This window comes from Vibrio sp. 397, from assembly GCF_033339395.1.
Classification (GTDB): domain Bacteria; phylum Pseudomonadota; class Gammaproteobacteria; order Enterobacterales; family Vibrionaceae; genus Vibrio; species Vibrio alginolyticus.
Window position 1 is genome coordinate 625,328 of the sequence record NZ_JAWOUN010000001.1, and the last position, 20,647, is coordinate 645,974.

22 protein-coding genes and 1 tRNA gene are annotated in these 20,647 nt (G+C 43.4%); 4 read left to right on the forward strand and 19 right to left on the reverse strand.

The window, feature by feature from the left end:
- The first annotated feature begins 328 nt into the window (after positions 1-328).
- Positions 329-457, forward strand: coding sequence for a hypothetical protein (locus R7P36_RS02790; RefSeq protein WP_005378275.1), 129 nt, complete (start codon positions 329-331; stop codon positions 455-457).
- A 495-nt stretch (positions 458-952) separates the two neighbouring features.
- Here R7P36_RS02790 and R7P36_RS02795 read toward each other — a convergent pair whose 3' ends face one another.
- Positions 953-1,849 carry a hypothetical protein gene (locus R7P36_RS02795; RefSeq protein WP_213899672.1) on the reverse strand — a complete coding sequence of 299 codons (897 nt, stop codon included), beginning with the start codon at positions 1,847-1,849 and terminating at the stop codon, positions 953-955.
- 294 nt (positions 1,850-2,143) lie between these two features.
- Between R7P36_RS02795 and R7P36_RS02800 the strand changes: the two genes are divergently transcribed.
- Positions 2,144-2,698 carry a recombinase family protein gene (locus R7P36_RS02800; protein WP_069513722.1) on the forward strand — a complete coding sequence of 185 codons (555 nt, stop codon included), beginning with the start codon at positions 2,144-2,146 and terminating at the stop codon, positions 2,696-2,698.
- A 190-nt stretch (positions 2,699-2,888) separates the two neighbouring features.
- Positions 2,889-3,827, forward strand: a complete 939-nt coding sequence (locus R7P36_RS02805) for a hypothetical protein (protein ID WP_224723833.1) — start codon at positions 2,889-2,891, stop codon at positions 3,825-3,827.
- Positions 3,828-3,954: 127 nt separating this feature from the next.
- Here the strand turns inward: R7P36_RS02805 and R7P36_RS02810 are convergent, their stop codons facing one another.
- The 4 genes from R7P36_RS02810 to R7P36_RS02825 all read right to left on the reverse strand — a co-directional run bounded on the left by R7P36_RS02810 (position 3,955) and on the right by R7P36_RS02825 (position 9,356).
- Positions 3,955-5,658 (reverse strand): site-specific integrase, encoded by a 1,704-nt coding sequence (locus R7P36_RS02810; protein ID WP_069513720.1) that lies wholly within the window; start codon positions 5,656-5,658, stop codon positions 3,955-3,957.
- Positions 5,659-5,751: 93 nt separating this feature from the next.
- Positions 5,752-5,839, reverse strand: a tRNA-Ser gene (locus R7P36_RS02815).
- A 144-nt stretch (positions 5,840-5,983) separates the two neighbouring features.
- Positions 5,984-6,433 carry an L-alanine exporter AlaE gene (locus R7P36_RS02820; RefSeq protein ID WP_025766903.1) on the reverse strand — a complete coding sequence of 150 codons (450 nt, stop codon included), beginning with the start codon at positions 6,431-6,433 and terminating at the stop codon, positions 5,984-5,986.
- A gap of 502 nt (positions 6,434-6,935) precedes the next feature.
- Entirely contained in the window at positions 6,936-9,356 is a 2,421-nt protein-coding gene (locus tag R7P36_RS02825) for a hybrid sensor histidine kinase/response regulator (RefSeq protein ID WP_213899500.1), read from the reverse strand.
- 51 nt (positions 9,357-9,407) lie between these two features.
- On the opposite strand from R7P36_RS02825, the gene R7P36_RS02830 reads away from it, so the two are divergent.
- Positions 9,408-10,019, forward strand: a complete 612-nt coding sequence (locus R7P36_RS02830; RefSeq protein ID WP_005378278.1) for a YecA family protein — start codon at positions 9,408-9,410, stop codon at positions 10,017-10,019.
- A 73-nt stretch (positions 10,020-10,092) separates the two neighbouring features.
- Here R7P36_RS02830 and R7P36_RS02835 read toward each other — a convergent pair whose 3' ends face one another.
- The 14 genes from R7P36_RS02835 to cydX all read right to left on the reverse strand — a co-directional run bounded on the left by R7P36_RS02835 (position 10,093) and on the right by cydX (position 20,635).
- Positions 10,093-11,259: a glutathionylspermidine synthase family protein gene (locus R7P36_RS02835; protein WP_213899461.1), complete on the reverse strand. Its 1,167-nt coding sequence runs from the start codon at positions 11,257-11,259 to the stop codon at positions 10,093-10,095.
- An 8-nt stretch (positions 11,260-11,267) separates the two neighbouring features.
- The gene (locus tag R7P36_RS02840) at positions 11,268-11,837 is read right to left on the reverse strand and encodes a DUF1190 domain-containing protein (RefSeq protein ID WP_025766906.1); all 570 of its coding nucleotides are present in this window, start codon (positions 11,835-11,837) and stop codon (positions 11,268-11,270) included.
- Between the two features lie 8 nt (positions 11,838-11,845).
- Entirely contained in the window at positions 11,846-12,262 is a 417-nt protein-coding gene (locus tag R7P36_RS02845; protein WP_005378281.1) for a DUF350 domain-containing protein, read from the reverse strand.
- Complete coding sequence (locus R7P36_RS02850; RefSeq protein WP_017635053.1) at positions 12,262-13,305, reverse strand: potassium channel protein; 1,044 nt, start codon at positions 13,303-13,305, stop codon at positions 12,262-12,264. The genes R7P36_RS02845 and R7P36_RS02850 overlap by 1 nt, the downstream gene beginning before the upstream one ends.
- A 118-nt stretch (positions 13,306-13,423) precedes the next feature.
- Entirely contained in the window at positions 13,424-14,485 is a 1,062-nt protein-coding gene (gene nadA / locus R7P36_RS02855; RefSeq protein ID WP_064367997.1) for a quinolinate synthase NadA, read from the reverse strand.
- A gap of 251 nt (positions 14,486-14,736) precedes the next feature.
- Positions 14,737-15,489 carry a tol-pal system protein YbgF gene (ybgF, locus tag R7P36_RS02860; RefSeq protein ID WP_005387926.1) on the reverse strand — a complete coding sequence of 251 codons (753 nt, stop codon included), beginning with the start codon at positions 15,487-15,489 and terminating at the stop codon, positions 14,737-14,739.
- A 15-nt stretch (positions 15,490-15,504) separates the two neighbouring features.
- Entirely contained in the window at positions 15,505-16,029 is a 525-nt protein-coding gene (gene pal / locus R7P36_RS02865; protein ID WP_005378293.1) for a peptidoglycan-associated lipoprotein Pal, read from the reverse strand.
- Positions 16,030-16,059: 30 nt separating this feature from the next.
- Positions 16,060-17,412: a Tol-Pal system beta propeller repeat protein TolB gene (tolB, locus tag R7P36_RS02870; protein ID WP_005387925.1), complete on the reverse strand. Its 1,353-nt coding sequence runs from the start codon at positions 17,410-17,412 to the stop codon at positions 16,060-16,062.
- 15 nt (positions 17,413-17,427) lie between these two features.
- The gene (gene tolA, locus R7P36_RS02875) at positions 17,428-18,492 is read right to left on the reverse strand and encodes a cell envelope integrity protein TolA (RefSeq protein ID WP_053303231.1); all 1,065 of its coding nucleotides are present in this window, start codon (positions 18,490-18,492) and stop codon (positions 17,428-17,430) included.
- A 13-nt stretch (positions 18,493-18,505) separates the two neighbouring features.
- Entirely contained in the window at positions 18,506-18,949 is a 444-nt protein-coding gene (locus R7P36_RS02880; RefSeq protein WP_005378298.1) for an ExbD/TolR family protein, read from the reverse strand.
- A gap of 3 nt (positions 18,950-18,952) precedes the next feature.
- A complete protein-coding gene (gene tolQ / locus R7P36_RS02885) occupies positions 18,953-19,651 on the reverse strand; it encodes a protein TolQ (RefSeq protein WP_005378301.1) in 699 nt (232 codons plus the stop codon).
- Positions 19,641-20,060, reverse strand: a complete 420-nt coding sequence (gene ybgC / locus R7P36_RS02890) for a tol-pal system-associated acyl-CoA thioesterase (protein ID WP_017820044.1) — start codon at positions 20,058-20,060, stop codon at positions 19,641-19,643. Before ybgC ends, tolQ begins: the two co-directional genes overlap by 11 nt.
- A 172-nt stretch (positions 20,061-20,232) precedes the next feature.
- Positions 20,233-20,535 (reverse strand): cyd operon protein YbgE, encoded by a 303-nt coding sequence (gene ybgE / locus R7P36_RS02895; RefSeq protein WP_005378304.1) that lies wholly within the window; start codon positions 20,533-20,535, stop codon positions 20,233-20,235.
- Positions 20,528-20,635: a cytochrome bd-I oxidase subunit CydX gene (gene cydX, locus R7P36_RS02900; RefSeq protein WP_000270284.1), complete on the reverse strand. Its 108-nt coding sequence runs from the start codon at positions 20,633-20,635 to the stop codon at positions 20,528-20,530. The genes ybgE and cydX overlap by 8 nt, the downstream gene beginning before the upstream one ends.
- Positions 20,636-20,647 lie beyond the last annotated feature (12 nt).

Here is a 20,647-nt window from a genome sequence, read left to right on the forward strand (position 1 = left end):
AGCGCCGCTGCTCATGCGGCGTTTTTTTGCAGTACTCAACGACTAAAGTATCTACCCAAGGCGACTGAGTGGGAACGCTGAGAGAATGTAGCGGCAGCCAGTAGTTTGTTCCTAACTAGAACGAGATAACCGTTTCTCAACTATAGCGATACAGGCACAAAACAGAAAGAATATTTGATGTTACAAAAGGTAGACCGCCACTTTAAAACGCTTTGAGTATTTTTTGCGCTCAATGAGGTGCAAGTATACTTATGCTTTTTATGACTTGTGAACACTCAATTGCATGTTATGTTGCTGTTGAAATCGTACATGAAATAAGGACAAGAACATGAAGATAAGATGCAAAACGACGCAAAGCATTGAAAAATTTAACCCTGATGACCTCAATCTAAACACAGATCTCTTTGGTATGATTGCTGTTGTATTCGTGTTCATGGCTGTTTTGCTTAGCATCTAGTAGCACTACGTTCATTCTTGTGGCCGTATTCATACCTCATGTGATATGGGTGCTAAATTCTAGATTAAAGCGGATGTGCTAACCCGCACCAATCAGATTATGGCTGCCTCTGTATAGCATCTTCAATTTTGGCGTTGTATAGAGGTGAGATGTGAATAGTTGGCTTGTAGATAGAATGGCGCTTGCACCTTGAGCACTCTTGTGTACTTTCAATGACGCATTACTTTAGTGTAGATACGAAAAAATGCCTAATAAATCAGACCTTTTATAATGTGGCGGTGAGTGAGAAATTCGAACTCTCGATTGCTAGCTACCAAGTTTAAAACAATTAAAATCAACAAGTTAACAATACACCACTTTAAGAATTTGTACCAGTTTTTTGTACCATCCCTTATCAAGTTGAAGGGGCACACTTGGTAACTCGACCCCTTATAATACAGGCTATATTCTACTACTCATCCAACCATGGATTTCCATTACATCGCCTATTAATGGCTAGTTAAATAGATTTCTCCATCTTGCAGGCCTATACCAAACAGTTCTGTAGTCTATCTGGTCTACATCGGGATAATAGATGGAGTAGCTATCTCCTCGATACAATCGGTTATGTGGGTAGATTAACACTGTACTCTTCATGTCATTATCAAAGAGCAAAACACTCAGATAATCAATGAAGGAAAGAGCTGAGCGAAGGTTGTCAATTTCACTTTGTACTTCTGCTTCATACTTGTCTTGAAGCTCATCTAGGTTTTGAGATGAGATAGCGCTAATATCTAAATCATAGTCTTGTAGTTCTGATGAACTTGAACTTACACTTACCTTGACATTTATCGAGTACGCCACTCTATATGTAACTGTTGCATGACCCTCAACCTCAACACTTTCAACCACTTCAGTTTCATACAAAATGAATGGCTCATCTATTCCTAATGTTACAGAAGGGTTGATGACTGGGATATTGTATGTCACATAATCTGCTGCACCAGCGCTACTGAACTTCCTCGAAAAGGCACCATCTACAATCGCTCCAACAGCTTTAAATTCAAGGTATTCTAGATTTTCTCTATCTAGTATTTTGTTGTACCGAAAGGTTATATAAGTATTTTCTAATTTGTCATCACCTGCGTTTTCTATACCTATAGTATATGGAGCAATCACTAAACCACTCTCTACCTCATCTTTCTTGACCCCAAATACAATTTGTTGACGCCTGTTAGGTAACAACTCAGCTTGACCTAGAAATACATGAATGTCTGCTTTCTTCAAAGAGCCCGATTCAACAGCAATAGACCTGCTCTGGCTTAACGCTGCCAAACTGAGAACTGTTGATATCACTATCCCTAAAGCAGATATGACTATTCCTGCAACTGCTAGTTTTCCACTAAATTTCACAATATTTCCTTTAATACTCAATTTGATCCACATTATTTATTAAAACACTAATTTTTATAGAAATTAATACTGTATAGAGTTTTAAGAAAGAGAATTTCAATAACTGCATATTGTTAAACTCTCAGGCACAACGAAACTGTCAGCCTAACTAGTTATGGTTAGCTAACCGTGTAGTTGTTAGGTATACCCAAACGACTACGGTCAAACCTTGATCAAACAGTACCCAATAGGGTTGAATTTGCATTGTGACCACAATAAAATTTCTAACATCTAAGAGTTAAACGGGTACACCTAATGGCACACATAGCTTATCTGCGAGTTTCGACCACAGACCAAAATACAGACCGTCAACTTACAGATTCTGGTATCACCTTTGATAAGAGCTTTACAGATAAATGCAGTGGTGGCTCAACTAAACGGCCAGCGTTAGAAGCTCTTAAAGACTACGTTCGAGAAGGAGATACAATCCACGTTCATAGCATCGACCGCCTAGCGCGTAATTTGGTTGATTTAAAGCAGCTAATAAACGACTGGACTAACCAAGGTGTTAGCGTGAGATTCCACAAGGAAAACCTAAGCTTTAATGCTGGTGGAAGCGATCATATGTCTGAGCTCATGCTGAACATGCTAGGAGCTGTAGCTCAATTCGAGTTAGCAATGATTCAGGAAAGACGTCAGGAAGGCATTGAGAAAGCTAAAGCAGCAGGGAAGTATAAAGGTAGACCAACTAACACAACTAACCACCAGCGTATCGCTGAGCTACGTTCACAAGGAATGTCTTTAAGAAAGATCGCCTCCGAAGTGGGAGTCTCCTTATCCACAGTCCAAAGAGCCTTGGTAAAAGCTTAAAATACCGTAATCACAAAAAAATGAAAAAACGATCCGCTCATTTGGTGTAAAGATTACTACTAGCCGCAATCATATTCGATATGTATTACCCCGAACCCTCCCCCCTCCTAGGGTTCCAATCAAACCAAAAAGAGAAACATTAATAATCAGTCATAGACCTACAGGTACATAACACACTATGAATCAATTCATGGCAGATAGCAGATTTGCGTATTTAGACCCTCGAACTCTCATACTCGATCCCGCGATGCAAGCCCGTGACGTTGAGCTCATTAAAGACAAACGAGTACGTTCAGCGCAAGAGATTAAGCAAGAGAGTCAAAGCAAGGAGATTCTTGAAGACCTTCGTAATGGACAGCCTATAAGGCAGCCTATCACTGTTTTTGTGGTTGATGATAAGTATTACGTAGTGGATGGTTTCCACCGCACTGGAGCTTGTTTGAAGTACCTTGAAGAAAACCCTGATGCTGAATTGATGATTAACTCGTTGATCATAGAAAACCGTACTTACGCTGAGGCATTCTCAGCAGCCCAAGATGTCAATCAAGCGCATGGGGTTGGAGTTACTAAGGATGAAGTAATGCAAGCTCAGTTTCGCAAGCTAATTGTTAACCGAGAGTTTGACCTGAGCGTCTCTCAAGTATGTGAGCTTGTTGGATGTAGTCGTGGTCAGGCTGCACACATTGCTAACGGCTTAAAAGCTTGTAAAGAAGCATTAGGGACTGACATCGAGATGAACGACTTAGAGAGCTTTGTTGAAGGCCTCCAGTTTGGCTTGGAGTCACGTTATTACCTACCCCAAAGCTGCTGGGACTCTAAGGGGTTTCCGAAGATTAGACGCCTCTCAGATGCTTTTAAGGGCAAAGATAATATATCTGACAAAGATGATGAGCAGTGGGAGCAAAAGCAAATTAAAGACGTCTCAAATAGCATCAGCCGCCTCATTGAGTTCTTTGGAGAGGATATCTTCAGGGAAGGTTTAAGAAAGGTCACTAGGGGATCTCAATTAGGTATCTCGATATCTCAACGGAGTAAGTGGCTGGAACAAGCTGGGACTATCGAAGGGAGTATTCAAGATAAAAATAGTGGAAATAAAGCTCCTAACGTAACCGAAAACTACGACTTTTAGAAATGACATTGCGAGCTCGTAAGCCTTATACCACAAGGCCTACGGGCTATTTAAGACCAAAGTGTACACGTGTGAACAGTGGGGAGACTTTAGGTGTACACAACAGTGTAAATACATTAACGAAAAGCTACCAAAGACGTGGGACAGCCAACCTAGGCAAACAGTCTATTGCTTTCTTCTTAGCCTTCATATCAACCGTACCGTATGCTGCACCGATATTAGCCGGAGCGTGACCAGTGATAGCATCACTAACAGAATCAACCACTCCTAGACCACGCAAAACTGTTCTCAAAGAGTGCCTAAACGAGTGTGATGGCTGCTTGGTTATGCCTACCGTCTTGACCTGTTTACTCCACCATTTACCAATAGCACCAGACCTTTTACCGTGTTTGTTTGGCTTGTGCTCAGGGAATAGAAACTCTCCACAGGACGCCACATAATCCAAAAAGCCTAAATCAATGAGGTGCTCATGAATCGGTACTTGTCGAACAGACTTAACGTTTTTTACGTTCTGCTCTTCACCCTCACGAACATAAATAAAGTGAATATCTTCGTCTGATCGTTGTATATCTGAACTTCTAAGTTGAACCATTTCTTCAATCCGAGAACCCGTATACCTGCATAGAAGAGGCACCCAATAACAAGCCATGCCATAAGGCTTACTAGCAGTGACATCAGTGAATATATCTAGCTTAAATAACTGATTGATCTCACTAGGAGTAAAACCTTTAGCTTCCGCTACCGCAGACTTATTCTGTACTTTAGGAAGTGTTACGCCTTTGTACGGGTTGACGTCTATCAGACCAAGCTCAACAGCATAGCCAAATACAGGAGAAGTCTTTCTGAGAATAGTCTTAACGGTTGAAGGAGAGATTGTCTCAAGCCCTTTTGTTTTAACAAGCTCAAGCTGCTCAGGTACTGATTTGTTTCTAATCTCTTTAGCTTTAGACTTAGGCAATTGTAACAGGGTATCTTTGTATTTTGAGATATGACCTCTCGTTACATCAGCAACATCTAGATCCCCTATTATCTCTATAAGACGCTCTATCTGAGACTCAACCTCTGCCAAGGATTGAGAAGCTTTGCCATTAATAGATGCAGACTCAAGGTAACGCTTCAATAGGCTCGAAATGGAGTTCTGAGATGGTTTCAAAGCCCTAGACGGTATCTTATCAGGCTTAGACACTGAAAGGGACTCACTAGCGATTGGAGTGGTCACTGGCTCATACCCAAAGTCTCGCTTGTGACGAGCCAAACAGAGAGACTCAACTCGACGGGCGTAATCGTAAAAAGCGTAAACCAAACGTCTATATGAAGCGCTTGTCTCACATACAACTAAACCTTCTATCTTTAGCTGTTCTTCAATGAAATCTTTCAAGCCTTCCAAAAGCTCTTGGTATTCCTCTTCAGTAGCTTTTGACGCATCTAGACCACTAAACTCAAATGTGTCAGATAAGCCGAATACGTGGAGACGCTTATCGCCCTCAACGCCATACCATTCATATCGAAGATAGCAATCATAGTTACCATTACCATCAACCTCATCTTTGACACGCAGATACCAACGCTCGGCAATGATCGCGCAATCACGGACATTAAGCTCAATATCAGATGAATTAGATAGCTTTAAATTAGCGAAGTCGATTTGCTTGAGCGCATCATCAAGATGCTGAGGAAATCGCTGCTTTGCTTCAGAAAGGTTTTTCGTTTGAAGAGATTTCTTGAAGACTGTCTTACCGATTATAGGAACCAGCTTTTTGGGGACAGCCATTCTAAAGTAGTAAACACCAGTTTGAGGATGCTTATAAGGACTTGCCATGATGTTCGACATTGTACCTACTCTTTGTACCAGTAGGCAGCTTACATTAAAACACCAAACCCCTGTATTATAAGAAGTTCTTACACGACAAGGGCTTATAGAATGTGGCGGTGAGTGAGAGATTCGAACTCTCGATACGTTGCCGTATACACACTTTCCAGGCGTGCTCCTTCAGCCACTCGGACAACTCACCGAATCAAATTTTGGTTAGCGTCATTGGCTAACGAGGCGCTAATTTAATGATTATGTGCCTGATGGTCAAGGCTAAACATAAAAAAAAGCGCCCTTTTCGAATCGATTGCTCACTAAGTAACTAAATTGAGCAAAACTGGGGCATTTACATGCTTTGAGAATAACCGGGAACACGGAACCAACGGCGGCACATGTCCAAGAAGTACCCATACAACACACCCATGCCACAAGAAATAACAGCGTTACTTGCCACTGCGGTCACAATTTGATCTGTAGACGCGCCAACTGCGAATAAAATACCCGCATAAACTGGAGATTGAAATAGTACATAAGCGACCAGATCAGAGATGTTCTTCATAAAGGAAGACGGTGACACCTTACTACCTTGATGCAGCATCCAATCACGAAAAACCCCATACGGCCAAGCAATGGCGATATTCACTGGAATCGATAGCGTACGCGATGCTAGAGATTGCTCAAATGTCATCCCTGAAATCAAAATCTCGACAATCATCCCTGTGATAAAGCAAAAAACAACCATAGCAAAGGTATCCGCTGCGGCGTGACGAATACAAAATGGTCCACGAGACTTCATTTACAAAACCCTTAAAATCAAACACTGCAATTAATAAAGATAATAAAACTATTAACCACTAAAAAGACATCAAGCCAGTTAATGATGCAATTAGAACACACAAAAACTAGCTTATGGCTCTGTATTTAAAATTAAGTTGTAAATTTATAACCAACTTTTAAAGTAAAAGTAGTTTTTTTCACCAATGGCGAGTAAAAACGCCTAAAATTACGTAAAAATGGTACAAAAACACGGATTTCACTTACATAAAAAGGGGTTACGATAATTATTTTGACGTAAAGTTAGAACAAAACTCGGACTGTAAACAGTCACTCCTATAGCTTATGCTACCAAGCTGCGAAAATTCAGAGTATTACCGATATAATCACAGTAGAAGGTCTTGCTGCTTTACTCGTAAAAGTAAAACTGCAAGCCTGTTCATTGCAGGTTAGAAGAGTTTGTGACGACGCTGGATGACGTATGAATAGTAAGAACAATTCACAGTTGCGCCATATTGATTCAGTTATGGTGAGGCCAGCAAAATCGTTAATGTATCGATATCATCTTGGTCCGGGGATTGCTGACGCTTTAAGTTACTTCTTATCCGTTCGGCGACTGAAGAAACGTCGCCACTGAGTTCAAGGGGAGCCTCCGCAATGATCGCTGAAATAGCCTCAAGTGCTTCATTAAGATGTCCATTATCTAGAGCGACATAGAAGTTGAGTAACCACTTTTCAGCATTAAAGCTATCTGCTGCATTTCCATCAAAGTCCGATTGGTACTGATATAACTGTGTCGCATGAAGATACAGTGCATCATTTAATTCAGACTCCACTATTGGTTTCGCTATTATGTGGTCTGCTCCTACATTAATCATACGCTCTTGTGTTTCTTTGAACACATCCGCTGTACAGCCAAAAATCAGTACCGACTTAGCAGGTGAACTCATTGCTCGAATGGCTGATATGGCCCCAACGCCATCTAGAACAGGCATATGATTATCCATCAGTATCAAATCAAATGGTTTGATCGCAACCTCATCGACTGCAAGCTGACCATTTTCGACACTTGTGCACTCAAAGCCCTTGGCTCGGAGGAAAGTTTCCATAATGATCGCATTTGTTCGGTTGTCTTCAACAATGAGTGCTTTCAACCCTTTACAGTTCAATTTATGTGTATTGATTGACTCTACTTTACCCTGCTTGCAAGGTGTAAGGGCAATTTCGACAGTAAAAGTCGTTCCAGCGTCCTCCTGACTCTCTACAACCACTTGCCCACCCATATGTTCCGCGATTTCTTTGACTATTGCTAAACCAAGCCCTGTACCACCAAACCGTCTAGTCGTTGATGACTCTGCTTGCTCAAAAGGACGAAAAATGCGTTTTTGTGCCTCTTTTGAAATACCAATCCCTGTATCTTTTACCTTTAGTATCAGCTTGGTGCCAGCCTTACTCGATTTCTCGGCTAGCTCTACCTCTACGATGCCACGATCGGTGAACTTAACAGCGTTATTGAGTAGATTGAACAGTACTTGACGCAAACGGGCTTTGTCATTGTTGTACCAACGACCCGTTGGTAAATGCGAGACTACTCTAAAGCGAAGACCTTTTTCTGCACATAGCGTTTGATAAACACTCTTGATACTGCCGATAATCGACTCAATTGGGAAAGGCTTATTTTCAAACTCAACATGCCCTTGTTCAATTTTTGAGTAATCTAAAATCTCATTGAGTAATGTCATCATGTGATCACCTGAATCATAAAGTGTTCTCAGGTGCTTACGCTGCTCATCGGTAAGTGGTGTTTTTAACAGTATCTGGGCAGTTCCTAGTACACCGTTCATTGGTGTGCGAATCTCGTGGGACAATGTGGCTAAGAATGCCGTTTTAGCGTTTGTCGAAGCCTGAGCTTTTATTCTCTCCTGCTCTAAATAGATCGTCTTTTCATTGAACTTCTCGATAAGCTGTCCGATTTCGTCATCGCTATCGTAGTCAATATCTATGATCCCACCAGTTTTCGAGTCATCAATCTTAGCGGCAATGCGAACAATTGGTTCAACAATATAGCGATTCAGTAAGTAGTAACCGACCAAGACACACAAGAGCAAAAATGGAATGATCCTCCCCTCAACGCTCATCACTTGTTCAAACACTTGATCGGCGACTTTAGCTTTTGCGTTGACAACTTCCATGCGCCAATCGAACTCTCCGAAATCAAGCTCGCTGACATAAATTTCGTCCGTCAGTTGAAAGTTGTGTTCAATAATCACGTTTGAGTCAGCATCGCGAACCACTACCCCCAAAGAATGCTGGTTCGTGTGCTCTCGAATAAACTGAAAAAGTGCATCAAGTGATAGGTCTACCGTTACAACTCCAGCGAATCGACCGTTTTGGTAGTACGGAGAAGACGCGGTAATCATCTGGACCTGAGTAAAGGTATCGATGTAAACCGTAGACCAACTAACAGAACCTACCGGAGCATCGGCGGCAGCGACATACCAGGCTTCATTATCATAACCGCCAGATTCGGGGTTATTGTAGGAGTGAATTTGGTCAATACCACTATCACTGTTTTTATTGAAGAATAGACTTTTATATCTCCATTGTTCTGCTTTGAGTTCGGGTTTAGGCCATACGCCACCACTAACAAGCATCTTGTCACTCAATTGAAGTATATGTGGAATTATTGTGTTGAGAGATTGAATATTTTCAGTCCCTTGGGCTAGCCCTACTAAGCTGCTCAATACACCTGTAGAACTGAGGAGGGGCTCTTTTATCTCAAGAGCCAGGAGTTGGGTACGTAACTCTAGGTTTTGCTCTAGCTTTTGTCTAACCGGTGGCTCAACAACCAAATAGGCGACAGAACCGATAGTGGCGATAAAGAAGCACAGGTAAAGTGTTAGGGCGAGAATGCTTTTTTTTCTAAGTGATGAGCGAATTTCCATAGATGTGTGAATCATTCCCTAATATCGATTTATCACTAATTGATTGGTAAGATGAGCGCAATCAACCAGCCCATTAACAAATGGTATTCTATTTTGAAACTACAAGACATCCTTTCTCTCCCAGAACTTGACGGTAAACTACTAAACCTAGCAAAAACTCAAGGCTTTGTAACAGCGATGGCTGCAGCGCCAAACGTATTAATGCCTCAAGAGTGGTTGCCATTCTTATGGGGTGGAGAAGAAACAGCGCCATTTACTGACGGTGAACAACTAGAGCAGTACATTGACGAGATTGTACAAATGTGGAACCAAACTCGTCCCGCTCTCCTAGAAGGCACTTGGCAGTGGCCTGCAGGGTGCGCGCTAGATGAGCAAGACATTGTAACAAGTCAGGCTCGCGATTTCTGTGAAGGTGTATTACAAGGCTGGCAACTTGCGCGTGATGACTGGGAAACGTTGATGCCTGAGGATAGCGAAGATAATGCCCTACTCGGTGGTGTTTTACTTTCTCTTACTATGCTTTACGACCCAGAAACAACCATTGAAACATTGGCCGAACAAGGTATGGAAGGCTTAGAGCAGTTTGAAGAGATCTTCAATGCAATGCCAGTGATGTTATGTGGTCTTACCCAGCGCGGTGTTGCATTAGCTGAAGAACAATAGACGCAACGCTGTCGACCATCAAGATTGAACGGCTGAATAGACAAAAAGCTCTCCAAATGGAGAGCTTTTTTGATCATGTTAAAATTACATGTGGAATATACCGCGCCATATCTTGAGTCACTAAGCTACTGTCTTCCCTAATCGAAATACCGGCAGCTCTATCATTGACCAACCAACTGCCAATTAACGTATGGTTTTGCCCAAACTTAGGTAGTGGATGGTATTGCTGGACGATATTGAATTTAGATTCATAAGGCCCTGACGTTTTAACAAAACGTTTTCCATCGATGACGATCTCGATGTTCGCGCCCTCTCGAGAAAATAGTGGCTTGATGACACAATCTCTCATAGTGTTCGCTTTTGAATCGTTAGCAAAATAAGCGGGCAAAAGGTTCGGGTGATTAGGAAAGCGCTCCCACAATAACGGTAAAAGTGCTTTATTGGATAGAATCGACTTCCACATCGGTTCTAACCAGTTTACGTTCGCAGTCGCTAAGTACTTCGCATATTCCTCTTCAAACATAAACTCCCAAGGGTAAAGCTTAAACATCCAACGAATCGCTCTGTCGTCAGCATCCACAAACAGACCATCTTCCGCCACTCCAATATCTTCGACATGCACGAATGCCGTTGCTAACCCTGCCTCTCGCGCGCAATCCTCTAAATACTGGACAGTCCCTTTATCTTCTTCAGTGTACTTGCAGCAGCTAAAGTGAAGTGTTTGTCCTGGTTGGTATTTTGCTATTTCGGCAAAGCGCTCGATCAAAAAGTCTTGAAGAATATTGAATTGATCCGCGCTCTGGTGAACTCGACCTTTATTTACAACATCTTCTAGCCACACCCACTGCCAAAAGCCAGTTTCAAACAAGCTGGTTGGCGTATCCGCATTGTTTTCCAGTAATTTTGCAGGCGAGGTCCCGTTGTACGCGAAATCCAGCCGCGAATAAAGCGAAGGTTCGCTTCGTCTCCATGAAGAAGCGACCTGCTCCCACATAGATTCAGGGATCGCACATTGCGTCAGCAACCGCTCACTCCGAACGACTTCATCCACAATAGCCAGGCACATCTGATGCAGCTCTTCAGTGGGCGCTTCTATATCGCGCTCAATTTGCTCCAGCGTGAATTGATAGTAAGCACTCTCATCCCAATACGGTTGGTCATACATGGTATGGAAACCAAAACCAAACTGGCGTGCTAATTCACGCCAGTTTTCGCGCTCTTGTATTTCTCGTCGAAACATAGTTCTTTTTAACCGCCTCGACTGACCGACACCGCTTTACCAAACCCGCCTCGAGACATCGCCCTGCCAATGGTGCCGCCACCACGTTTATTAAGGCTATTCGTCGCAACTTTGGTCGGCTGATTTCGGTAGGAGCCAAAGAATTGTCCTGCTCCATTATAGAATTTGGATTTATAACGGTACATCGGCTCTGAGTAATAGCTCTTGTTATAACCTTTCAACCCGCTTAATGAGCGACTGTAAAAAAAACCGCCAAAGTTAGGTACATAAGCTCGGGAACTGGAACTGTAGTAACAATCATCCTCGTAGAAATCATTCTCGCATTCGAACTCGCTGCGGTAGCGAGGGGCATTTTGTTCGGCACGAGCTAAAGCTTCTTGGTATGCAATGTCACACTGTTCACTAAACTCAGGCGAGTTAGATTTACACTCATCGGCATCAGAAAAAATGTACCCTTCTGTTTTTGACTCGTACGTAGCAAAGAAGAAAATACCACCAAAGGCAGCAAAGGGAAGAATTTTCCCAAGCTTTAAGCTTTTGTCCATGGAAGAACGTTTAACGTTAGAACTCCGCTTCATCGTTCCTCCTAGTAGGTCATGCACGCGGCATTCAATACGCCAACCGAAACAGAAACTGCTGCTAATACGATACCGGCTGGCAGTTCATCTTTTTCGATACGCTCTGCCACTTTCGGAAGTAAAATAAAGCGTACAATTGCAAATGCGATAATTTGAGCAAGCATTGCAACAACGCCCCACACCATAAAATCGACGATATTGACCGAGTTTTTTGCCGCCCCCGAAATCGCGAGACAGTAACCAAGGAAAGCCCCACTTAGCGCAATCGCTGCTGCTGTATTTTGTTTTTCTTTAATCAGATGCCACTCATCGTATGGCGTCAACTTGACGTAGATGAACTTAAACGCCAATACAAAAATAATAGAAACAGAGAAATAGAGTAAAAAGTTTGGGAAGCCTGCTAACAGGCCGGCAATCATGTGCATTATTGTTCCTTGTTCATTTCTTTCCAGGCAAAATCTTCAATACGTTCATCTGCAATGTAAAACAGCTTGGTACTCGCGGGTACTTCAGCATCTAAATCTGGGTTGAGTTGAATACCATCGCCAATATCAAAAGCAATCAGCGTGGCATGATGGCGTCTTTTGAGAAAAACGAAGAGATTCTCAATAGTGGTGGCAGACTGACCCTCAGGATAAATAACTGAGTATTGCGTCATACCTCGTGTTGAAGCCAAAAGCTCCTGATGAAGCGCACTTGAGCCCGGGTCAACCGCCGCTTTTGCCAACATTTCTGCGCCAACAGCAGGTATGCATTCCGCTTTCGGGCAATGCTGACTTAGAAGTCGGCCTAGCGCTTCATCTTTAAAGTAAGCGACCAAATGAGCGGAAGGGTTTACAGATGCGCAGTATAGAGCGGCTGACAAGGTAATGTCGTCCGAGAGATTATCCACAATAATGCAAGCGGCTTCGGCAATATTGGCGTTTTTCATTTCTTGCGAATCGGTATAACTGGTCACTTTGATAAAACTGATTTCGCCAGGTAACGGGTTCTCTATTTCTGAACGGCTGCATAAAACAATCGGACGCTTTCCCTCTTCTTCATGTTGTAACATGCGAATAAGGTGCATCGTTCTCGATCCATTCCAGCCCAACAATACAATATGGTTTTCCACTCTTACTCTCCGTTTTCCTAAAATACCCGCTCGCCAATAGTCCATCGCTGCTCCAGCGACACGCCCCAATAATGCGGCGAATAAGCTCAAACCGCCGGGGATTACAAATAGTACGACAACCCATTTACCCAAATCTGTTACTGGAGAATGGTCGCCATAACCCACCGTACTCGCCGTAACCATGAGGTAATAGATAAAGTTAGCGAAACTGTCTGTTAATGCGGTTTCACCAGCGAGAACCAGCAGCCACCATGAAAGGCTCACATATAAGCCACTAAAGATGAGAAGGCTTCGGTTGCTCAATTTAAAAAGGTGTGAACTAAGCCACTTTTTAACTACTAACCACACCGCCATAAATTTATGACCTCGATATTCATTGATTGCATCAATAGTAACTCATTGATAGTAAGACACAAAAAAACCAGCCATATTCGGCTGGTTTTTGAGATTTACTTTCAGTTACGCCTACTTTTTAAGCATTACCTTTCACTTGCATATTTAGCTGCTCAGCAAAATCTAGCATGCGGTTAAGCGGTATAAGGGATTTAACACGCAGTTCTTCGTCAACAAAAATCTCGTGCTCTTCACCACCTTCACTAAGCGCTTTCTCAATTGCTTTCAAACCGTTCATTGCCATCCAAGGACAGTGTGCACAGCTGCGACATGTTGCGCCTGCACCTGCGGTTGGCGCTTCGATAAGTTCTTTCTCTGGCACAAGTTGCTGCATTTTAAAGAAAATGCCTTTGTCTGTCGCAACGATCATTTGTTTGTGAGGAAGCTCTTTCGCTGCTTTGATCAGCTGACTCGTTGATCCAACGGCATCGGCAAGTTCTACGACGCTTGCTGGTGACTCAGGGTGAACCAAAATAGCCGCATCTGGATACACGCTCTTCATTTTTCGTAGCGCATCAGCAGAGAACTCATCATGAACCACACACTCACCCTGCCAAAGCAGCATATCTGCGCCAGTTTTGTTAGCGATGTACGATCCTAGGTGACGGTCTGGTCCCCAAATAATTGGCTTATCTTCAGCGTCTAAGTGTTCCACGATTTCAAGCGCAATGCTCGATGTAACGACCCAGTCAGCACGGGCTTTAACCGCTGCTGAAGTATTTGCGTAAACTACAACCGTATGATCAGGGTGAGCATCACAAAACTCGCTGAACTTATCCGCAGGACAGCCAAGGTCGAGCGAACATTCCGCTTCCAACGTTGGCATTAGAATGCGCTTTTCTGGTGTCAGAATTTTGGCCGACTCGCCCATAAAGCGAACACCACCAATAATCAATGTACTTGCAGGGTGACGATTACCAAACTTCGCCATTTCCAACGAGTCACCAACAAACCCGCCAGTGTCTTCAGCTAGGGCTTGAATCTCAGGGTCGGTATAATAGTGCGCGATAAGTACCGCATCTTTTTCTTTGAGTAACTTTTTAATACGCTCAATGTAAGATGCTTTTTCTTCTTCGCTTAATGGAACTGGTTTCGGTGGGAATGGGTAAACAGTGTCGATTTTATCTAATATATGGCTCATTGCTCTTACTCTACGCAACTTCCTTTAATCCGAGTATTGTAACCTCGTTAATTTTCAAAAACCAACTTGTCGCGGGGATTTCTAGCGGTCTAGCCGTATATCTTTGTTACAGGTAGCATTTCCGAGTAGCGAAATTCGGTGCAACACAAGGTCAGAGGCTCTGCATCATTGCTATCGACTTAGCCGTTCTGCACCAACAGAAAATGGAAAAGAAAAAGGAAGCCGAAGCTTCCTTTTCAAAACATAACGTCTTACAGCTTAGAGCTGGCAAGTTTTGCAGATGCACTACCTGGGTATTCATCAACCACTTGTTGGTAGTACTTTTTCGCTTGAGCTGCATTGTTATTACGCTCAGCGATTTCGCCTAATTTAAGCAACGCATCGGCTCGCTTATTGGAGTCTTTGTAAGACACCACAGCGGCAAAACTTTTCACTGCATCCTCATCCTGCTTTTTAGCGAAGTACAACTGACCTAGCCAGTAGTGAGAATTCGCTGAATATGTAGAATCAGGATAATCTTTCTGGAACTGCTGGAACGCTGCAATTGCGCCAGTGTAGTCACGTTTCTTGAGGATGAGGTCGACTGCATTTTGGTATGCCGTTTGCTCATCAACATTTGGTGTGTACTGACCACCTGTTTTAGCCGGTTTCGCTTCTTGCGCAGGCGCGGATTTTATCTCTCCACGAACACGATCCAGCTCGACAAACAACTCTCGTTGACGTTGCAACATTTGCTTCATTTCGTAGCTATTTCGCTCTAATTGACCACGTAATTCACTGATCTCTTGTGACATTTGGTCAATTTGCTGTTGCATTTGGAGCTGAACGCGATTGCGGTTTTGTAGCAAGCGCTCTAGACGCTCTACTTCCGTTTCAGATGAACGGCTCTTAGAGACGGATGATGTGCTGTTGAGATCGGATACTGGAGCTGGTGCAGCGAACGCAAAGTTCGCTGCACTTGCCAGTAACGTAAGCGCAACAGCGCGCTTAGTGTTACTGAACATGAGGATTACCTCGAATTAGTATACTAGAACCGCGCGACGGTTTTTAGCGTAAACTTCATCTGATTGACCTAGAAGAAGTGGCTTCTCTTCACCGTAGCTAACGATTGAGATTTGGTCAGCTTGAACACCTAGTGCTTGTAGGTAGTTCGCTACTGCTTGTGCACGACGCTCACCTAGAGCGATGTTGTACTCAGGAGTACCACGCTCATCAGCGTGACCTTCGATAGTTACGTTAAGTGCTGGGTTCTTGCTTAGGTAAGAAGCGTGAGCCGCTAGCATCTCTTCGTAATCTGCTGCAATTGTTGAGTTGTCAAAAGCAAAGTAGATTGTTTGAGTTTCACGTAGCGCTTGCTCTTTTAGCTCTTGCTCTGTCAACTGACCGCTTTGATCAATTGGCGTAGCTACTGTTGTTTCCACTGCGCCATTGTTGTTTGTTGCTGCACCAGTGTTAGAAGCAGCGTCGTCGCTTGAACTACACGCTGTAACAGCCATTACAGGAAGCGCGATTAGTAGCCCTTTTAGAACCTTGTTCAGTTGCATCTTATTTTCCTTTATTAATCAAACTTATTACTACAAAAACGGTGACCATGCAGGCGCTCGAACACGCCCATTTGTTGCCGGTAATCTAGCTTTGAATCGACCATCAATTGACACCATCGATAGTACGTTTTTCTTGTTGTAAATCGAGCTATACACAACCATGCCACCGTTTGGGGCAATACTAGGAGACTCATCAAGCAAGGTCTTAGTTAAGACTTGAAGAGCACCAGTTTCCAAATCTTGTTTCGCCAAATTAAATCCTGCGTTGCTGCGGTTCACCATAACTAGGAATCGCCCATCAGGAGTAATCTGACCACCCAAATTTTGGCTGCCTTGCCAAGTCAAACGGTCAATAGAACCGCTGCCCAAATTTACTTGATAAATCTGTGGTTTACCACCCCTATCCGATGTGAAAATCAACGATTTTCCATCCGGATGCCAGAACGGTTCCGTATTATTTGATCTGCCACGCGTAATTTGCGTCAGCTTACGAGTGTTAAGGTCAAACGTATAAACATGAAGCGAGCCTGTTTTAGAAAGAACAATCGCTAACTTATTGCCATCTGGCGAAAATCTTGGCGCACCATTGTGACGTGGGTATGAAGTAATTTTCTCACGTTCACCGGTGTAGATGTTCATGATGAAGATTTCTGCTTGGCCATTTTGGAAGCTAACATATGCAAGCTTTTTACCATCGGGGGACCACGCTGGTGACATTAATGGTTGTTTAGAGCGTAAAACCAGACGCTCATTGTAGCCATCGTAATCAGCGACTCGAAGTTGGTAAGGGAAACGGTCTTTATCGTTCACTACCACATATGCGATACGAGTCATGAAAGCGCCACGGTCGCCAGTTAACTGCTCATACACCAAATCAGAGATACGGTGAGCGTACTCACGCATACGAGGCCCTTGAACAGTGGCTACTTTATTGAACAGCACATGATCTTTTGACAGGACTAATTCACCGTCACTACCAAGCGCCTTACTCTTCCCACCTGTTAACTGACCACGCACAATATCAACAAGTTGATAGTTGATAACGTAGTCACCTTGGTCGTTTTGCTTGATTGAACCAGTCAATAGCGCATCCACACCTAAATTGGTCCAAGCATCAAAATTAACTTCTGATTCACTGAACGGTGTTTGTGGCATTTTGCTCGTTGGAACTGGGCTGAATTTACCACTACGTTGTAAATCCGAGGCGATAACAGCAGAAACATCCGTTGGAAGCGCTTGTGTGCCCTCCCACTTAAACGGAACAACAGCAATTGGTCGTGCTGAATCAATACCATCGGTAATGACCAACTCTAATGCGGCATTCGCCACATTTGTCATACTGCTAAACAGTACAAACATTCCTAGTAAAAGGCGTCTAATCACGTCTTATTCCTTATTCTAGTATTCAACGGTTAAGTTGATATCTCTAACTTTATCAATAACATCTCTATCTTTAGGCATCGGAAAGTTGCCAACTTGGGCTACTGCACTTTTGGCTGCACTACAAAGACGAGAGTCACCGTTTAACACAGTAACATTACTCACAATACCATCAGTCCCAGTTGGAACTAGCTTCACATTAAGCCTACACGACTTTCCCACAAGATAATCGTCCTTAATGATACGACTCTCTATTAATTGTTTGTAAATTGCACCATAGCGGTCAACTTCAGATTGCACATGTTGATTTTTCGCTTGCTGATTCTGTTCTGACTCACTCTCGAGACCCGCAAAAATATCATCTAACGCGGCTTCTTGAGCTTTACGCTCACGCTCGGCACGCTCAGCTGCTTCTCTCGCTTTACGCTCTCGCTCCGCTGCCTCTTTTGCCGCTTTCTCTTTTGCAATGCGCTCTTGTTCAGCTTTTTCAGCAGCTTCACGCTCACGACGTGCTTTTTCTTCCGCTTCTTTTGCTGCTTTTTCACGAGCTAAACGTTCTTGCTCAGCTTTTGCTATAGCCGCTTCTTTTGCTAAACGCTCCTGCTCAGCTTTACGCACGGCTTCTTCTTTTGCCTTGCGCTCTTTTTCTAGCTTAGCAGCTCGCTCTTTTTCTTTGCGAACACGTTCTTCTTCCTGCTTGCGCTCTTGCTCTTTTTTCTTACGTGCAGCTTCTGCTTCTCGTGCCGCTTGAGCATCTTTCGCTTGCTGCTCTTTCAACTTGCGAATTTGCTCTTCTTCAGCTTTGCGGTTTTTTTCTAGCTGCTCTGCTTCGCGTCTCAGTTTATCAAGACGCTCTTGTTCTTTTTTCGCTGCCTTTTCGCGTTGCTGGCGAATTTCTTTCGCTTGTTGCTGCACAAGTTTTGGATCGATGACAACAGCTTGAACCATTTGCCCTGTAGGCTCTGGTTTAGACATGTTGAAGTCCGTCCCCCAAAGCAGGGCTGCAACTAGAATTGCATGCAAACCAACCGATATTGCTATCGGTTTGGCGTATTGGTTGGGTTTCTTCTTGTGATCTTTCATAGATAATTGATGTCTATTCCCTGATATCGGTCATTAGACCTACCTTAGGGATACCAGCTCGACTTAGTTCATCTAGCAATAGAACAACATCGGCATATGGTGTTGCCGCGTCGCCACCTACCGCAACTGGTGAATCCGGCTTAACCTCTCGCTCCGCTTTCACTCGCACAATAACATCTTGCAACGACAAACCTCGCTGAACTTCTTCATCATTTACGCTTAGGCCTAAATTACCCTCGCTATCAATTTCGATGATAATAAAGCTACTGTCAGTCTCGCCAGCAAGGTCTTGCATAGATTCTGCGGTCGATGTTTTCGGAAGATCAACGTCGACGCCTTGAGTCACAAATGGAGCGGTCGCCATAAAAATGATCAACAGTACGAGCATTACGTCGATATACGGAACAACGTTGATCTCCGCTGTCATTTTTCGCTTTTTAGGTTGATAACCCGCCATGCTTTATTCCTTATCCGCGCTGTCTCGGCCAGCCATCGCTTGACGATGAAGGATGCTGTGGAATTCTTCAGAAAATGTTGCGTAAGTGTGCTCTAGTTTACTCACTTTATTGCTTAGGCGGTTGTACGCCATTACTGCCGGAATAGCCGCAAATAGCCCCATCGCTGTCGCGATAAGTGCCTCGGCGATACCCGGTGCAACCATAGACAACGTAGCTTGCTTTACTTCACCCAGCGCAATAAAGGCGTGCATGATGCCCCAAACGGTACCAAATAGGCCGATATAAGGGCTTATAGAACCGACTGTTGCCAAAAACGGTAAGCTTGTTTCTAGCTCATCTACTTCACGAGAAACAGCAACGCGCATTGCGCGGCCAGTGCCTTCCATGATGTAAGCTGGTGAATTTGCGTTGCTCTTACGTAGGCGAGCAAACTCTGTAAAACCTGCGTAGAAGATTTCTTCTGTGCCTTCAATTTCGTCTTTACGCGCTTTTACTTTTTGGTAAAGCTGAGAAAGATCAGTACCCGACCAAAATTTGTCTTCAAACTGCTCTGCATTTTTTGATGCTTGAGAAAGCACTTTGCTGCGCTTGATGATCATTGCCCATGACACAATTGACATGCCAAGCAACGTCAGCATCACAAGCTTTACCAACAGACTGGCCTGAAGAAAGAGATCTAAAATGGAAATATCAGCAGTCACTATTTGTTAGCTCCGAATTTATAAAGGTTGGAATAGCTATTGGTTTCATTTTCTTATTATCGATACATGCTACCTTAACCGAGGCCTTGCACAATATCTTGCCTTGATCATTGACCAACTCTTGACAGAATTGCAGAGAAGCACGTTTTATTTCTGACACTCGGGTTACGACTGTCAGATGCTCGTCCAGCCTAGCCCCTTGGTTGAAATCGATATCCATGTGTCGGACAACAAAGCCGATATTTTGTTCCAGTAACACATGTTGAGAAATGCCTTTAGCACGTAACATCTCTGTCCGTGCGCGCTCAAAGAATTTTAGATAATTAGAATGATATACAACACCGCCCGCATCAGTGTCTTCATAGTACACGGTGATCGGCCAGTGAAAGAGATTTGATGTGCCTTGCAAGGGAGTACCAATATATTCAATTCTTTAAAGTAATTACTATAACTGAAGCGACAGCAATTGGTACCGAGCTAAGGAAATATTTTTGAAATTTGTAGAAAAAATAAAAGCTAGGCGAGATACCTAGCTTTTATTCGATGATTTAGTAACCGACTTTATTACAGCATATTTCAGCCTAAATGAAATAAAGTGCCGTTAGATAAATTAAGATAGCTAACGAGAAATAAGGACTAAACAAAACTTGCCAGTACCAGTTTCTTGGCTTGAAGCCCACCCCATACACCATGCTTGAACATACAGACCAAATCAGTGCTGGTGCGATGATTGAGTTAAAACCACCAATTGCTTGATGGTAGGCTTCAGGGTCCCACATCACCAATCCTACGTGCATAAAGCCAAGGATGAGAGATAAGACTCGTAGCAGAGTCTTATCCATTGGTGCGTGAAGTTTCGCTACCTTATCAGCGAGGTTACTCACTGTCTTTATCCATCATTTCTGAGTGCTCTAGCCAAAGAGCGTTGATGATACCGAATGCACAAGCAAGTAGTACACCTAGAATCCATGCGAAATACCACATAGTAAATGCTCC

Coding starts and splice junctions, on each gene's coding strand:
- R7P36_RS02790 (WP_005378275.1), top strand. CDS start 329: ATGAAGATAAGATGCAAAACGACGCAAAGCATTGAAAAATTTAACCCT.
- R7P36_RS02800 (WP_069513722.1), top strand. CDS start 2,144: ATGGCACACATAGCTTATCTGCGAGTTTCGACCACAGACCAAAATACA.
- R7P36_RS02805 (WP_224723833.1), top strand. CDS start 2,889: ATGGCAGATAGCAGATTTGCGTATTTAGACCCTCGAACTCTCATACTC.
- R7P36_RS02810 (WP_069513720.1), bottom strand. CDS start 5,658: ATGTCGAACATCATGGCAAGTCCTTATAAGCATCCTCAAACTGGTGTT.
- R7P36_RS02820 (WP_025766903.1), bottom strand. CDS start 6,433: ATGAAGTCTCGTGGACCATTTTGTATTCGTCACGCCGCAGCGGATACC.
- R7P36_RS02825 (WP_213899500.1), bottom strand. CDS start 9,356: ATGGAAATTCGCTCATCACTTAGAAAAAAAAGCATTCTCGCCCTAACA.
- R7P36_RS02830 (WP_005378278.1), top strand. CDS start 9,408: ATGAGCGCAATCAACCAGCCCATTAACAAATGGTATTCTATTTTGAAA.
- R7P36_RS02835 (WP_213899461.1), bottom strand. CDS start 11,259: ATGTTTCGACGAGAAATACAAGAGCGCGAAAACTGGCGTGAATTAGCA.
- R7P36_RS02840 (WP_025766906.1), bottom strand. CDS start 11,837: ATGAAGCGGAGTTCTAACGTTAAACGTTCTTCCATGGACAAAAGCTTA.
- R7P36_RS02845 (WP_005378281.1), bottom strand. CDS start 12,262: ATGCACATGATTGCCGGCCTGTTAGCAGGCTTCCCAAACTTTTTACTC.
- R7P36_RS02850 (WP_017635053.1), bottom strand. CDS start 13,305: ATGGCGGTGTGGTTAGTAGTTAAAAAGTGGCTTAGTTCACACCTTTTT.
- nadA (WP_064367997.1), bottom strand. CDS start 14,485: ATGAGCCATATATTAGATAAAATCGACACTGTTTACCCATTCCCACCG.
- ybgF (WP_005387926.1), bottom strand. CDS start 15,489: ATGTTCAGTAACACTAAGCGCGCTGTTGCGCTTACGTTACTGGCAAGT.
- pal (WP_005378293.1), bottom strand. CDS start 16,029: ATGCAACTGAACAAGGTTCTAAAAGGGCTACTAATCGCGCTTCCTGTA.
- tolA (WP_053303231.1), bottom strand. CDS start 18,492: ATGAAAGATCACAAGAAGAAACCCAACCAATACGCCAAACCGATAGCA.
- R7P36_RS02880 (WP_005378298.1), bottom strand. CDS start 18,949: ATGGCGGGTTATCAACCTAAAAAGCGAAAAATGACAGCGGAGATCAAC.
- cydX (WP_000270284.1), bottom strand. CDS start 20,635: ATGTGGTATTTCGCATGGATTCTAGGTGTACTACTTGCTTGTGCATTC.